At 47.8% G+C, this 15241-nt stretch carries 13 protein-coding genes; 2 read left to right on the plus strand and 11 right to left on the minus strand.

Annotated features, from left to right (window positions below):
• Nucleotides 1–640, plus strand: a 640-nt coding sequence (locus B3K91_RS05500; protein ID WP_292594231.1) for a family 1 encapsulin nanocompartment shell protein, incomplete at its 5' end; no start/stop codon positions are given.
• A gap of 53 nt (nt 641–693) precedes the next feature.
• Here the strand turns inward: B3K91_RS05500 and ileS are convergent.
• The 11 genes from ileS to B3K91_RS05555 all read right to left on the minus strand — a co-directional run bounded on the left by ileS (nt 694) and on the right by B3K91_RS05555 (nt 14660).
• On the minus strand, nt 694–3837 hold the full coding sequence (gene ileS, locus B3K91_RS05505; RefSeq protein ID WP_292592730.1) for an isoleucine--tRNA ligase: 3144 nt from the start codon (nt 3835–3837) through the stop codon (nt 694–696).
• 355 nt (nt 3838–4192) lie between these two features.
• On the minus strand, nt 4193–6607 hold the full coding sequence (locus B3K91_RS05510) for a xanthine dehydrogenase family protein molybdopterin-binding subunit (RefSeq protein WP_292594234.1): 2415 nt from the start codon (nt 6605–6607) through the stop codon (nt 4193–4195).
• Nucleotides 6594–7097 (minus strand): (2Fe-2S)-binding protein, encoded by a 504-nt coding sequence (locus B3K91_RS05515; RefSeq protein ID WP_099829312.1) that lies wholly within the window; start codon nt 7095–7097, stop codon nt 6594–6596. The genes B3K91_RS05510 and B3K91_RS05515 overlap by 14 nt, the downstream gene beginning before the upstream one ends.
• Nucleotides 7094–7969: an FAD binding domain-containing protein gene (locus tag B3K91_RS05520; RefSeq protein ID WP_214079396.1), complete on the minus strand. Its 876-nt coding sequence runs from the start codon at nt 7967–7969 to the stop codon at nt 7094–7096. Before B3K91_RS05520 ends, B3K91_RS05515 begins: the two co-directional genes overlap by 4 nt.
• A 26-nt stretch (nt 7970–7995) precedes the next feature.
• Nucleotides 7996–8787 carry a cyclase family protein gene (locus B3K91_RS05525; RefSeq protein ID WP_099829314.1) on the minus strand — a complete coding sequence of 264 codons (792 nt, stop codon included), beginning with the start codon at nt 8785–8787 and terminating at the stop codon, nt 7996–7998.
• A 12-nt stretch (nt 8788–8799) separates the two neighbouring features.
• Complete coding sequence (locus tag B3K91_RS05530) at nt 8800–10065, minus strand: DUF1116 domain-containing protein (RefSeq protein ID WP_214079397.1); 1266 nt, start codon at nt 10063–10065, stop codon at nt 8800–8802.
• Entirely contained in the window at nt 10049–10228 is a 180-nt protein-coding gene (locus B3K91_RS05535; RefSeq protein ID WP_292594237.1) for a hypothetical protein, read from the minus strand. Before B3K91_RS05535 ends, B3K91_RS05530 begins: the two co-directional genes overlap by 17 nt.
• A gap of 2 nt (nt 10229–10230) precedes the next feature.
• The gene (fdrA, locus tag B3K91_RS05540; protein ID WP_292592721.1) at nt 10231–11763 is read right to left on the minus strand and encodes an acyl-CoA synthetase FdrA; all 1533 of its coding nucleotides are present in this window, start codon (nt 11761–11763) and stop codon (nt 10231–10233) included.
• 133 nt (nt 11764–11896) lie between these two features.
• Nucleotides 11897–12586 (minus strand): DUF2877 domain-containing protein, encoded by a 690-nt coding sequence (locus B3K91_RS05545; RefSeq protein WP_214061308.1) that lies wholly within the window; start codon nt 12584–12586, stop codon nt 11897–11899.
• Nucleotides 12583–13767, minus strand: coding sequence for a CaiB/BaiF CoA transferase family protein (locus tag B3K91_RS05550; protein WP_099829319.1), 1185 nt, complete (start codon nt 13765–13767; stop codon nt 12583–12585). The genes B3K91_RS05545 and B3K91_RS05550 overlap by 4 nt, the downstream gene beginning before the upstream one ends.
• 2 nt (nt 13768–13769) lie before the next feature.
• Nucleotides 13770–14660, minus strand: a complete 891-nt coding sequence (locus B3K91_RS05555) for a carbon-nitrogen hydrolase family protein (protein ID WP_099829320.1) — start codon at nt 14658–14660, stop codon at nt 13770–13772.
• Between the two features lie 296 nt (nt 14661–14956).
• On the opposite strand from B3K91_RS05555, the gene B3K91_RS05560 reads away from it, so the two are divergent.
• Nucleotides 14957–15241, plus strand: a 285-nt coding sequence (locus B3K91_RS05560) for a hypothetical protein (protein WP_292594240.1), incomplete at its 3' end; no start/stop codon positions are given.

Below are 15241 nucleotides of genomic sequence, written 5' to 3' on the forward strand. Positions count from 1 at the left end.
TCCCCTGGGGGGTGAATACGTGGATAGAGAAGGTGAAATCGGGGTGGGCTTGAGAAAGGCAAAACCTCTAATAGAGGCTAGAATCCCGTTCAAGCTGGTGCGGTGGCAGATGGATGATATAGAAAGAGGCGCAAAGGATTCAGATCTTGCACCTCTTGAAGATGCGGTTAAGCAAATCGCGCTCTTTGAAGAGAGAGTCATCTATAACGGCTACGAAAAGGCTTCAGTCGAGGGAATCGTTGAAGCTAGCGAAAACGACCCCATTCCTCTCGGATCGAAGCCAAATGAAATCATTGAGTCTTTGTCTAGAGCAGTCCAGGTTCTGAAAGACAACTTCACTGACGGACCGTTTGTCCTTGTGGTCAATCCAGATACTATGTCTATGCTGAACTCACATGTTTCCGGTTATCCTCTGGTGAAGAGAATCGAGTCCTTCCTGGGAAGTGAGATTGTGGTCAGCAGAGTGTTGAAAGATGCGCTTCTTCTGCCGAAGGATCACGACGATCTTGAGATGGTAATCGGCGGAGATTTCGAAATCGGTTATCAAAGCAGCACAGACGATGAGGTAGAGCTCTTCATAACGGAATCATTTACTTTCAGAGTTCTTGATCCGGCGATCATAGTTAAGCTCACTGTCTGATTCACATTCCAATAAGAGACCGGGAGCATGAAGCTCCCGGTTTTTTCATATGTCTAGACTCTCTCTACCTTGATTCTGGTGTTGTAACCATTTAGGTTCCATTCGGTCCCGGTATCGAGTCCCTCCTGGAAATTGACGCTGTTTGAAAGCGTCTCTTCTTTTATGTAATCACTGAATGTCTCTATTGCTTCTACAAGAGCATCGGGCCCGAAGTAAGCTACAGTGATTCTATCTGTAATCTCAAAGTCGGCTTCTTTTCTCATTGTCTGTATCTTCGAAACCATTTCTCTTGCAAGCCCTTCCTGCAGAAGATCGGGAGTGAGTTCGGTATCGAGAATGACAAAGTTGTCGTTGCTCATCTCGAAAGTAAAGCCTTCCAGTTCCTGTATTCTTATGTCCAGATCCTCTTCCGTCAGATCGAAGAGCCTTCCGTTAGCTTCAACGGAGATCTTGCCGTCGTGTTTGACTCTTGCGACAACTTCAGAAGGTTTCATTAACCTTAGGGCATTGCTGATCGACTTGAGATCTTTGCCGAACTTAGGACCCATAACTCTGAAATTCGGCTTGACTTCATAGTTCACATAGTCTCCCAGCTCTTCAATGTATTCTATGTTCTTGACGTTGATCTCTTCGAGGATCAGCTCGCGCATTGACTCGACGATCTTTCTTATATTCCCATCCACTAGAATCTTCGGCAGAGGTTGCCTGACCTTTATCTGGACCTTGTTTCTACATGCTCTACCCAGTGTCACAATGTCCATGACTGTGGCCATTCTCTTTTCGAGTTCGGGCTCGATCAAGCTCTCGTCGGCAACCGGATACAGTTCCAGATGCACAGACTCCTTTTCCTTGTGGGTAAGGTTTCTGAAAATCTCTTCGGCCGTGAAAGGTGCAATTGGCGCCATGAGTTTTGCGATGGTCAGCAGTACTTCATAAAGCGTGAGATAGGCTGCCTTCTTGCTGTTGTCGAGTTCGCTGGTCCAGTATCTGTCTCGTGTCCTTCTCACATACCAGTTAGAGACTTCCTCGACGACAAAGTCCTGAATCGCTCTCACTGATTTCGTAAGATCATAATTGTTCAGAAGCTCTGTCACTTCCTTTACCAGAGTGTTCAGTCTGGACATTATCCATCTGTCAACCTCTTCCCTTTCAGGAACAGGCAAGTCGAAATTCGCAGGGTCAACGTCGTCAACATTTGCGTACATTGTGAAGAATGAGAATACACTATGCAGGGTTCCAAAGAACTTGCTGTAAGTGTCCTTCACCCCGTCCTCATCGAACTTTGTGGGAACCCAGGGTGGCGAGACGGCCAGCAGATACCATCTGAGTGTATCTGCACCGTACTTCTCGATTATCTCCGACGGATCAACAGTATTTCCCTTTGACTTCGACATCTTCTGACCGGTCCTGTCTAGAACCAGATTGTTAACCAGAACGTTCTTGTAAGGAGACTGGCCAAAGAGGAATGCAGAAATCGACATGAGGGAGTAGAACCAGCCTCTAGTCTGATCTATACCTTCGCAGATGAAATCTGCTGGAAATAGCTCTCCCATGAAATTGTCTTTGTTCTCGAATGGATAGTGATGCTGGGCCACTGGCATTGCCCCTGAATCAAACCAGCAGTCAATGACCTCGGGGGTCCTAGTCATCTGTCCACCACATTCGCATCTTAAATGAACGTCATCTACATATGGGCGGTGAAGCTCGATGTCTTCTGATATGTTCTCGACCGCTCTCTCTACCAGTTCCTTTCGTGATCCAACCGAAGTCAACTTGCCACATTCATCGCACTTCCAGATGTTTAGAGGAGTTCCCCAGTATCTATCTCTCGAAAGGGCCCAATCTACCATGTTTTCGAGCCAGTTACCGAAGCGGCCCTCCCCAACAAACTTTGGGTACCAGTTCACGGTGTTGTTCACTTCGATCATTTTATCTCTATACTCTGTAGTCTTTATGTACCACGACTTTCTTGCGTAGTAGAGAAGCGGCGTATCGCATCTCCAGCAGAACGGGTAGGAGTGGGTCAAACGCTCTTTCTTGAATAACAGATTCCTCTCCTTCAGATAACGAACAATGAGTGGATCGGCATCCCTTACAAACATCCCTGCCCACGGTTTCACTTCTTCTGTTATCTTACCTTCCTTGTCGACAAGCTGGAGAAGCGGGAGATTGAATTTCCTTCCGAGTATGTTGTCATCTTCTCCAAAGGCAGGAGCCATATGCACTATACCCGAGCCGTCTTCAAGAGAGACAAAGTCCCCGTAAACCACAAAGAATGCCTTCTTGTCTACGCTGGCAAAAGGGATCAGCTGTTCATACTCGAGATTGACAAGATCTTTGCCTTTGAGTTCTTCAATAACCTTGTAATTGCCTTCTTCACCGAGCAAAGCACTGAGGCGATCCTTGACCAGGTAGTAATATTCGACTTCGCCGGTATCCAGCATCGCTTCAACCTTTACGTAGTTGAATCTGGGATTCACTGCTAGAGCAACGTTAGAAGGAAGCGTCCATGGAGTCGTCGTCCATACTATGAAGTACTCGTTTTCCTTTCCTTTCAGTCGGAACTTCGCGTATATAGAGTCAATAGTCTCATCTCTATAGCCCTGAGCAACCTCGTGAGAAGCGAGGGGAGTACCGCATCGCGGACAATACGGCATTATTTTGTGGCCCTCATATATGTAGTCTTTGTCAAAGTACTGCTTCAGGATCCACCAGACAGATTCTATATAGTCGTTGTCCATCGTTATATACGGGTGCTCCATATCTATCCAGTAACCGATTCTCTCTGTCATTTTCTTCCACTGACTTTCGTACTTCCAGACGGATTCTTTGCACTTGTGATTGAACTTCTCTATGCCAAAGTCCTCAATCTCCTGCTTCGAAGAGAAGCCCAGCTGCTTTTCAACTTCGATCTCCACAGGAAGACCATGCGTGTCCCAGCCGGCCTTTCGCTTCACCTTGTATCCTTGCATCGTTTTGAAGCGACAGACTGCATCCTTCAACGTTCTCGAAATTACATGATGAATTCCGGGCATACCGTTGGCAGTAGGCGGACCCTCGAAAAAAACAAACTCGGGGCTCCCCTCCCTAACAGTGACACTTCTGTTCGCTAGATCATCTTGCCTCCAATAGGAGAGTACTTCTTCTTCTCTATCAGCTGCAGGGCGTCTAAGGTCTACTTCTTCAAACCTTGGCATACTTCGTCTCCTCCTGTCTTGAAGTATTCGTCGAATAATATAGTTCAATTATGAGGGTATCTGTCAATATTTGCTTTAAGAATTGAAAAACTTGAAGAGTGCCTGTGAAGAGACTGGGCAGGCAATCTGTCCTAGAAAAGCGTCTTACTCTGTAATCCCCGGCTCTGAAGTTGTACCAGGCATAGATTTCTTCTCCTTCTCAACGGTTATAGCCGCTTATAGATAATATAATACAATACATTTCAAACTTGTCAAGCAAGATCGACAACTAGAAATCTAAACAAAGCATCCGCGCAGGGCGGATGCTTCAATGAATTGGAGATTGTTTCGATCTCTTACAAAATACGCTCTTATTTCACCATTCCTTCTTAGCTCGCTCATAAGCCAGATCAAGAGCATAAGGCCATTCCCAGAAATCAGTCTCACCTTTATCTTTAGCTTTCAAAGCCTTGTAAACTCTTTCTCTGCTGAGCGGGTAACTGTGAATTCGCATACCAGTCGCCCTGAACAATGCGTTGTTTGTTGCCGGTGCAGGGGCTATCATCGAGTGTTCACCGACTCCGCGGTTTCCGTAAGGTGAAATCTCTTCTGGTGTCTCTTCCCAGAAAGCATCGATCTCACCTGGAATATCCTTTATCGTGGCAATCTTGTAATCCGTGAAGTCTGGAGTGAGTAATCTTCCATATTCATCGTAGATCATAGCTTCCATTAGACAGGCAGAAAGACCCTGAACTGTTCCTCCTTCAATCTGACCTTTGATGTTTATTGGAGTGATAGCTTTGCCGACATCGTAACCCGCACAAACTTTGTTTATAATGATTCTCCCAGTCGCCGGATCGACTTCCATATCTATTCCCACTGCGCCAAGAGTGAAGTGAACGACACTCTTGGGAGACTGCCCGGTGTCTGGATCGGGATAGATCAAGTCAGGCGGTGTAAATGAGCCGCTTCCGATTATTGGGCCGCCCTTCAGAATTCCGTCTGACATTTTGAAACCGTTCTGAACTCTTTCGTCAATCCTTTCGCTCTTGCCAAGTTTGTGACACTTAACGACTCCATGCTCTATGCTTATCGTCTCGACAGGCGTCTGCCAGTATTCGGAGAAAAGAGCGAGGAGCTTCTCTCTTAGCTCGCTTGCAGCTCGCTTTACCGCCATGCCCATCGACCAGCAGGATCTGCTTGCTACAGTTTGCCAGTCGTAAGGATGGCTCTGTGTATCTGGATAGTAGACCTTTATCCAATCATACGGAATCCCTAGTTCTTCGGAGACTATCTGAGCATAAGCGCTATACGTTCCCTGACCCATATCCATTGTGGCGGCAAGAACCTCAACCGTTCCGTCTCCGTTGAGTTTGACAATGGCTGATGAAGAAGCGTCGGCGGGAATTGCGGGCGCCTTTATTGCCAGCGCGATTCCCTTCCCTCTCTTCCAGCCCTTTCTTATTGGAGGCTCTTCTTTGAGGACATCTATGCTCTTTGCAACCTTGTCGATTATTTTGTCGAGAGCATGGTCATGCATCGGCATTCCGGTACAGGTAGTCTGCCCCTTCTTCAAAAGGTTCTTCTTTCTGAACTCAACTGGATCTATGTTCAGTTTGTGAGCGACTATATCAACCACGACTTCAAGTGCGCTCATTAGCTCCGGCAAACCGAACCCTCTGTAAGCACCTCCAAATGGCTTGTTTGTGTAAACTGCATAGCAGTCCGACCAGACGTTCGGAATATTGTAAGCTCCCATTGATGTGTAGCCGGCGCTTCTAACCGGGTTTGCTCCATATTCGGCAGAGATTCCCGTGTCAAACCAGAATGTGTGGCGTATACCCTGCATCAGGCCGTCTTCACTGACTGCAAGCTCGATTCTAGCCACAAATCCCTGGCGGACCCACGAGGTCAAGAGGACTTCTTCTCTTGGTATGAAAAGCTTTACAGGCCTTCCTTTCAGATCCTCATCCATAGCTGCTGCAAGGCAGAGAGCCTCGATAGTCATCCCTGCCTTTCCTCCGAAGCCGCCGCCTATCGGAGGCGCGATCACCCGAATCTTGTTCAGTGGATACTTTATCCCCTTGGCGATTATGTCTCTTACTGTGAAGGGGGACTGCGCCGAGGTCCAGATCATTATCTCTCCAGATGCGGGATCTTGCTTGCAAATTGAGCACAGCGTTTCAATATAACCATGAGCAATCTGAGGACACGTAATCGTCTCTTCAAAGACGTGAGCCGCATTCTTGAAGGCCGCTTCGGTATCTCCTTTTCTTATCCTGAACCAGTTGGCAATATTGGTATTTGGCTGAGGAGTAATGAAGTCTACGTGCTCGTATTTGTGGAGGTCGGGATGAACAAGCACTGAATTTGTGGTAGCTGCCTTAACCGGATCGAAGATAGCTTCGAGCTCTTTGTATGTTACTTTCACCTTCTTGACCCCTTCTCTCGCGGCCTGCTCGGTTTCGGCAACAACTAGCGCAACGGGCTCTCCAACGTATCTTGCTCTCCCAATTGCCATGGGCGTTCTATCCTTTAGATATAGACCGAAGTGATGTGGAAAATCTTCTCCAATCAGGACTTTAAGTACACCGGGAATTTCCAGTGCCTCTGAAGAATCGATTTTCAGAATCTCTCCGTGTGCTATAGAAGAGCGTACGACCGCTGCGTGAAGCAGTTCGGGACCGAACCTGAGGTCATCGGTAAATTGAAGTGTGCCCTCCACCTTCTCGAGATCATACTTTCTTGGCAACCACTTCCCAATTCCTGTCTTTGTCTTAATCGTCTTCACGCAACTCACCTCCTTTAACCTTTCCGGAGAGAATGGCGGCACTTTTCTTGACCGCCCGGATAATCGAGAGATAACCCGTGCATCTGCAGATATTTCCCGAGAGAGCTTCTTTTATCTCTTCCTCAGAAGGAGACGGATTCTTCTTGAGCAATGCATAGGTTGTCATGACCATCCCCGGAGTACAGTAACCGCACTGTATTGCGCCTTCATCTACGAAGGCCTGCTGAATCGGATGAAGCCTGCCTTTTTTGACAAGCCCTTCTACTGTTAGCACTTCCGCACCCTCGGCTTCTCGCGCAAGGACAAGACAAGACTTTTGAGGAAGTCCATTTATGATAACCGTGCATGCTCCGCACTCTCCCTCTTCGCAGCCTCGCTTCAGGCTTGTAACACCGTATTCTCTCAAAGCATTGAGAAGGGTCGTTCTGTCCTCGACTATCAAGGTGGCTTTTCGGCCGTTGAGTGTCAGAGTCACATGCTTGTCTTTCATCTGCGAACACCTTCTTCCACGGGACCTTCCAGACAACAAGAAATCGCCCTGCTCGTTAGTTCGGCAATCATGTCGATCCTGTATTCTCTGGATGCTCTCACGTCCGTAATGGGATCAACAGCTCCAGCTGCAAACTCTGCGGCTCGTTTGATAACCCTGTCATCTATATTACCGGAAGAATTGAGGAGCTTTTCCGCCTCCGTCGCTCTCAGTGGTCTGGGAGATACGGCACAGAAGGCAATCCTGAACTCCCTGTTATCCCCCTTGAAGAGCGTACAACAGACGGCTGCCTGAGCTATATCCAGAGCCTCTCTTCTGATTGCTTTGAGATAGCAACCGCTTGTTTCAACTACGGGTATGGCGATTCTTATTCCTGTCACAACCTCGTCGACTGCCAGTGAGGTCTTCTTGGGTCCGATTATGAATTCGGATACCGGGACTTTCCGGGTGCCGTTTGATCCTGTGATTTCAACTTTGGCGTCATAGCATACCAGAGGAGCTATCATATCTCCGGAAGGAACCGCAGCACAGACGTTGCCTATAACGGTTGCCCGATTCCTTATCAGTGGATCCGAGTGTGCCCTGCAAGCCTTCACCAGCGCAGGGAAGTAACGTTTCATTGAGCTGTCTTCTATAATCTCACTAAGAGTTACGAGCGCCCTGATTTCCACATTGTCCTCGTTTATCGTTATTCCTTTTAGCTGCTCGATTGCCGTTAGGTCGATTATATAGTCCGGCTCCTTTATGGATTTATGTAGCCAGACAATAACGTCAGTACCGCCGCTCTTGATTATGGCATTCTTTCCATGACGTCCAAGTGCATCCAGGGCCTCGGAAAGTGAGCGCGGCCTTTCCAGAACGAAATCATGCATTCATATCGCCACTCTTTCGGTTGGATTTATTCCTCTTCGTCGAACGCAACTATTCTACTAATACAAGACTCTCCGCCGACAAATCTCCACGGGAAGCACCCGATAACCATTCTCTTGTTCAATATTTTGTCTATCTCTCCACCAACGTTCTCGGCGTGAATAATGTCGTACGGGAAGAGAAGCACATGCATAAGCTGGTAGTCCTCGTCGGGGAAGATCTCTTGAAGGGACTTACCATACTTCTTCTGCATATAGCGGTCACACTCTTTCGCCTGAACAGGCATCCAGTCACGGATCTTTGTATTCATTGGATGGTCGGCAGAACCGCAGTCAACTCCTATCCACTTTATCTTCTTCTTTTTGCACCACTCGGCAAACTCTCTTGTCGGCCCAGGGTGTTTGATCATGTATCTTACTTCGTCTGCCTCAGGCTGGTCGTAAGCGTACTTGTGATACCCTGTGTTGATGATAAGGATGTCGCCTTCTCTTACTTCCACTCTTTCTTCTATGTCCTTTGATGTGTAGATCCCGTAATCCTCTGCAATGTCCGAGAGATCAACGATAACTCCTGGCGCAACGAGTTCGTCCAGAGGTATGCTTGCGATGTCTCTACCATGAGTGCAAAAGTGCAGCGAACCATCCAGATGGGTCCCGACATGGTTAGAGTGAGTAAGAAGTTGACCGTTCGCACCGTTTGGAGCCAACCTCTTGAAGAATTTGATCTGAAGCGGCTCATAAGTTGGCCATGGCGGTGTCAGATGACTGATCGGTTGAGATAACTCGTAAATCTTGATCTTGTCCCAGTTTTTCGGTATCATACTCTTCCTCCTTTATTTGGAATATTCCTCGACGAACGCTTCCGCTGCCTTTACAAAAGCTTCAGAAGGCATCCTAACAATTCCGGCACCCACCTGCCCTTTACCGGCCTCTCGATGAGCTGCGCCTGTATCCAGGATAGGCGTGATGCCTGTCTCCACAACTCTGATTAGATCAATTCCTGTGGGAGTTCCACGGAAGTTCAGTGCGGGAATTGTGAAGTGCTTGTTTTCTCCTATACAGATTTCATACATCTCCTTTGTGTAGTTCACTGCATCTTGAGGCGTACCTCCAACAAACTGGACGATCGCAGGGGCCGCAGCCAGGGCAAAACCACCTAAGCCGTAAGTCTCCATAATCGCACTGTCTCCTATGTCTCGATTGACATCCTCCCTTGTGAAGCCAGGGAAGAGCAAGACATCGGGCAAGGCTGCCTGGCAGGTGAACCATTTGTTCTTCATTCCGGCGATCTGGATCCCGAAGTCTGTACCGTTGCGAGCCATTATGGTGAGCATACTCGATCCTTCGACGTAACCAACACTGTCGAGCGAGACCTTTGCCGCCGCCATACCGGGATTAAGAAAGAAATGATCATTTCCCGCCACAAATTTAACGACTCTGGAGAGATCAGGGTTGCTCCCCTCCGCATCAATCATAGAAGGTACGAGGGTACGAATGAGAAGTGAAGTAGCTGCCCTGTTTCGGTTATGAAGCTCATCCCCCATGTGTAGAGACTGAGATATAAGACTCTTAAGGTTAAGACCCCCGTTATCGTTCACGAATTTCCGGACCCCGCTTCTCAAGACAGGATACAGAACTTCTCGCATCCAGTTCAGTCTCTCAATAACCTCTTCACTGAACGCTCCCATTCGCAAGACCTTACCGAGTCCCTCGTTCAGCGTTGCATAGCTCCTCTTTCCAGAATTCTTTTCCTCAATGATCCAAACCGGCAGGTTAGGGGATATTATCCCTGCCATTGGGCCGACAGCGTTATGATGATGGCAAGGTTCAAATGAGATATTTCCTTTCGAAGCAAACTCCCTTGCTTTCTCCGGAGTTTCGGCCCAGCCTTCATAAAGGATCGCACCGGTCACGGCACCTATCATAGGTCCCGACATTCTGTCCCAGGTTATTGGCGGTCCTGCATGAAGTATCATCTTCTCTTTGAAGTCCGGAATAACATCTTTTGCCATGCCGAGATCTACAATATGGGGCTCGGCTTTCAGAAGCCTTTCAAATGCGATGGAGTTTGCCATTTCAATACTATTCAACTTCCTCACCTCTTGACTTTCTCAATTTATCCATCAGTGAGCTCTTCGCAAGAGGAGGTCTCCAGTTGACCTTCACTGCGGGTACCTCCTGATCCTGAAGATCGAGATAGAATCTTTCCATCCCAAGATTAACTACTTTCGGACCATTATCGAGTAGATCTTTGAAGGACATAGTCAACGCTCCTTTCTCGAAACTAAACTGGCAGCCAGAAGAGCTGCTCTTGCATTGCTCTCGCAGACTATAACACCTGCTTCCTCCAACAGGGCCCTCTGCCTGCCAAGATCTTGAGGATCCCCGTCGGTCCCGCAGACATAAGCTATATATATCGGTTTTGTTTCTCTATTTACAGACTTGATTGCCTCAACAACGTCGAACGAAGGATTATCAGCACTTCCATACCCGAGGACAACATCGAAAAGGATGACAGCTACCGAACGGTCTTCGGATTGCTGTTTCACCTGTTCGGCCCTGAAGGATGGGTCTATCATGGGGTGTAATCTCCCTTGAGTGAACTCGTCTTCGCCATAGTCGATGAATGAGTGTCCGACTGGTTTCAAGCTGTTCTCCAGTTTGAGATCTTCCCTCAACGGAGCATTTCCGTAGATTGGATTTATGTGTGCCTGAGCTATATACTGCGCTTCGTAACAGAGAGTGCCGCCAGTGAAAAGCCCCCTTACATATTTTCCATGAACCACGCCTACAGGTCTCTTTCCGGCCAACTTCACGTACTCTGCCTTCAACTTATCTCGAGCCATAGAAACGTCTCTGCCTTTTATAAGGGCCTCGGCCACAACTGCGCACTCTTCAAGTTCCGTAGTGTAGAAGAGTTCGTCTTCATCTTTTCTAGGATCATCTCCCATAAAGCAAATCACGCTCTTCTTTTGTGTTTCTTTGAGGCAAGCCAGAATCTTCTCTCTTACTTCCGGCGCAGGCGGCTTTCCAACGGCTACAATCAGTGAAATGTCGGGATCTTTTGCCAGTTCTCGTATGCCTCTCAGGAATGATATTCCTCCAACTGACTTCTTCACGTCTCTGCCTCCGGTTCCAATTCCATGCTTGACGCCAACATCCCGGCGGCAGAGCTGCACCATGACTTCTTGAAGACCGGTGCCTGATGCCGCGACAATTCCAACCGGACCTGTAGGGCACACGTTAGAAAAGGCAAGTCCTTTCCCATTGATAACAGCTGTACCACAATCCGGGCCCATTACGATTAGATCGTTGTTCTCCGCGAAACGTTTAAGTTCAATCTCATCTTCAATTGTGACGTTGTCGGAGTAAAGCATTACGTTCAAACCGTTCTTGAGGGCCTTCATAGCCTCTGCTGCTGCATATCTACCGGGCAGAGAAATGAGAGCAAGATTGCTTTCGGGAAGTACAGAGAGAGCTCCCTGAAGAGTTGCCGGTGAATACTCGGTGTCCTTCTCTTCCTTCTTCCAGGGAGGCGAGGCAAGATAGGAACGGGCCCTTTCGAAGATGTCCTCCATCCCTTCTCTTTCGTAGTCGATTCCGATCAGCAGATCGTCGGGTGAAAGCAAACCCGTGTCTACTTCGAACCCGGCCGCTCTCATGATGGTTATGTTTGCCTCTGTTGCCATATTCAGCGAAGCATCATGGACTCCCTCAATCTTCTTAAGCTCCTTAGCCACAAGCATCAGAGTGACGCTATCGTAGTATTCGCCTTTCACGACCTCGATTCTCTTCATTTGAACCTCCACAAGCAACAAAGGTAATTCAAGAAAATCCCCGTTGCTCCGACCTGATTCCGAAACCTATCGATACCGATAGAACGACTTATCTTAGTCTTTCCCATTAAGCCTAACAATATCTCTAATACAGTCATTCACCAAGTTCAAGTCCATAGGCAAGGCCGGCAAGCCACGCCTTTCCCGACAGATGACCCCATTTTGTGATACTGTCTGTCTTTTCAAGTACCCGGGTTGCATCGCCGTCTGCAATAGCTGAAACCAGTTCGATTCCTCTCTTCCAGAATCTACCCTCAAGAGCATCCTTTATCATTTCTGACGAGAACCAGCTCGTTTTTCGATCAAGCATCTCTCTTTCGATTGTCAACAAGCTCTTCTTTCTACCCGTGAAACGGAGAGCCATTATCCAGCCAACCAAAAAGTCATCACCTGCCGGTGTATACCCCGGTCCAAGTCCAATCAATCTCTCCGGTTCATCAATAGCTTCATGAAGGCAGCTAAGCTCCTCTGCATCCATGAACTCCAACCATTCAAGCCAAAGGCCTCTCAGCTTCTTATCCGGTAAACCGTCGATTTGAGATGGATCAAAGCCCACAGAGGCACCGTCAATACCGACCCTAATCTCTTGACCTACCTCAAGGGGAGGAAATGCCTCAATTAATGACGATCTTGGAAGATAGTCCTCAGGGTCGAGCAAGACAGAGTATCTTCTCCCGCAATGATCCATCAGGTTCAAGGCCGTTCTATAAGCACTTCTTACAGTAAGCTTTTCGACTTTGTTTCCCCAATCTGCGCTTCTCTGAAAAGGATAAAGAAGAATCATATTACCCCTTTTTCATGCAATTCTTCAATCTCCTCTAGACTTATTCCCAGCATTCCCGAATAGATCTCTTCGTTATGCTCACCGAGTAATGGCGCAGGTCCGGAAATTGATGCCGGTGTTTCAGAGAACTTTATTGGCACACCAGGCATTTTCACAGTTCCATTCCTGTGAGTTACCTCGACAATCATCTCTCTTGCTTTGATCTGCTCGTCTTCAAAAAGATCAGCGACGTTGTTTATCTTGCCCGAGGGGATGTCCAGTGCCTCAAAGGTGCCGAGCCATTCCTTGGATGTTTTCTTCTTAAGCTGAACTCCTATAATCTCCATCAACTGATCGATATTCTTCACCCTTGACGGGTTATTCGCAAACCTCGGATCTTCGCAGATGTCTGCTCTTTCGATAGCTTTGCAGAATTTCTTCCAGATGCCATCGTTTCCCACAGCTATGTTTATCATTCCATCCAGAGTCTCAAAGGAAGAAAATGGCGCAATTGATGGATGCCTGTTTCCAATTGGAGTCGGAATCTCTCCGGTTGCCGCATATCTTGCTATTGCGTTCTCCAAGACAGCGACCATACTATCTAGCATAGCAACATCCACTTTTTGTCCAGACCCCGTGCTGTTTCGACTCTGAAGTGCCGCAAGTATTCCTATACACGCAAATGTTCCACAAAATATGTCTGCAATGGAGCTTCCTACCTTCGTTGGATACTGTTCATCGGGACCGGTTATACTCATGATTCCACTCAATCCCTGTATGATCAAATCATAGGCTGTTCTCTGGCTCATGGGACCGGAGTGCCCGAAGCCCGAAGAACAAGTATATATGAGCCTCGGATTCATCTCTTTCAGCCTTTCGGCGGAGAAGCCCAGCCTTTCGAAAACGCCCGGTCTGAAATTCTCGACCAGAACATCGGATCTCTCGATCAGCCTTTCGAGAAGCTTCTTTCCCTCCTCGGTCTTCAAATTGAGAGTAATGCTCTTCTTTCCTCTGTTTATACTCATGAAATAAGCGCTTTCTTCACCAACAAAGGGGCTGAATGATCTCGAATCGTCGCCCCCATCGGGTCGTTCAACTTTGACAACAGCTGCGCCCATGTCGCAGAGCAGCATCGTACAAAACGGTCCCGCTAGAACACGGGTAAGATCTAATACGAAAAGCCCTTCAAGGGGTTTACCCAAAATTATCTCCTCCTGTACGGAATTCGTTTTGAAGGTTCAAACACGCTTTTTCCTTCAGCAAGAATATCCCTGTACGAATCTAGGTTTCTGTCTTCTATGTGGTCGAAGATCTGGTCTCTAGACGTCCCAGGAACTATCTTCTTAATCGGATCCTCATCGAGTTCGGCAGAAACGAATTCTTCACACCCTGAAGCCTGAACTAGCTTTGCTCCAGAAGGGTGGACTATCATTGACGAGCCGAAGAAATTCGCTCCGCTTGCGTCCTTGCCAACGAGATTCGAAGCAACCCAGTAAACATGATTGTCATACGCCCTCGCCCTGTTCGTGAGCTCCCATTGATCAAAGGATCTCATAAATGCCGAGGGCCTGCAGATTACTTCCGCCCCCTTAAGAGCCGTAACTCTTGCCAACTCGGGAAAGTCCCCATCATAGCAGATCACCACACCGATGTTGCCAATGGGTGTCGAAACAACTAACGGATCGACTCCAGGAGTTGTCCAACCTCCCGCCGACAGTCTCTCCGTGGGGAAAGGATGTGTCTTCCTGTATACTCCTAGAATTCCCTCGGGGCCGAGAATAGCAGCGCTGTTGTATATAACCCCTCGCTCTCTTCCGCGTTCATAGGTGGGGAAACACAAGTATATCCCAAATTCACGAGCCCACTTCACTCCCTCATGTGTAAGACGGCCGGGAATTGGTTCCACGGTATCCCAAAGCGAATTCGCGTTTCCGAGCGGGGTGAACCCCGTAGTAAAGCTTTCAGGCAGAACTATCAGCGAGGCTCCCGTTTCTTGTTTGCACCTGGTTATCCAGCGATATGCAGCTTCCAGATTCCTTGCCACCCTCATTGGTTCTGCTTCAAATTGAATAGCTGCGGCCACAAACTTCTTCATAGTCAGCAATCCTTTCATTTAACATAAAAAGTACCTATATTTCACAATCTAGCACATCAACGGCGGAATTGAGAAATGGTATTTGCAGACTTTACAACTGATCATCCTTGAACAACCACTCCTTTCAGGCTGTCTCGCGCTTTTCTTTAGAAAGAACCATTCCAGACTCAAAGGTTACGAATTGTTGGTTCTCCTTTATTCGACGAGAGCAGAGGTCTTTGGTCACCCCCAGGGGAGTAAGACAAGTAAGTGAGGAATAGTAGACAAACAAGGGATGAATATGGTTGTGACCGAAGATGAAAGCTATTTTTCATTCCGTTTATTTCATAATGCTACTGTACCATCATGGCGATCAGCACGGTTTGTCTGGAAGGAGGATACCCCTGAACCTCAAAAAGTTGAAATATCTCTCGCTTTCGATCATTTGCCTTTGCTTTGTCTTCCTCATGGCCGGCCGGGTAGGGGTTGCCGGTGTTGTCCCATCAGCCTACGATTTGAGGAATGTCGATGGCAGATGCTATATGACTCCGGTAAAGTCACAATGCGTGCCCGGTCAATGGTGGAATTCGGTCGGCCTACGT

This window comes from Mesotoga sp. UBA5847, from assembly GCF_002432735.1.
Lineage (GTDB): Bacteria > Thermotogota > Thermotogae > Petrotogales > Kosmotogaceae > Mesotoga.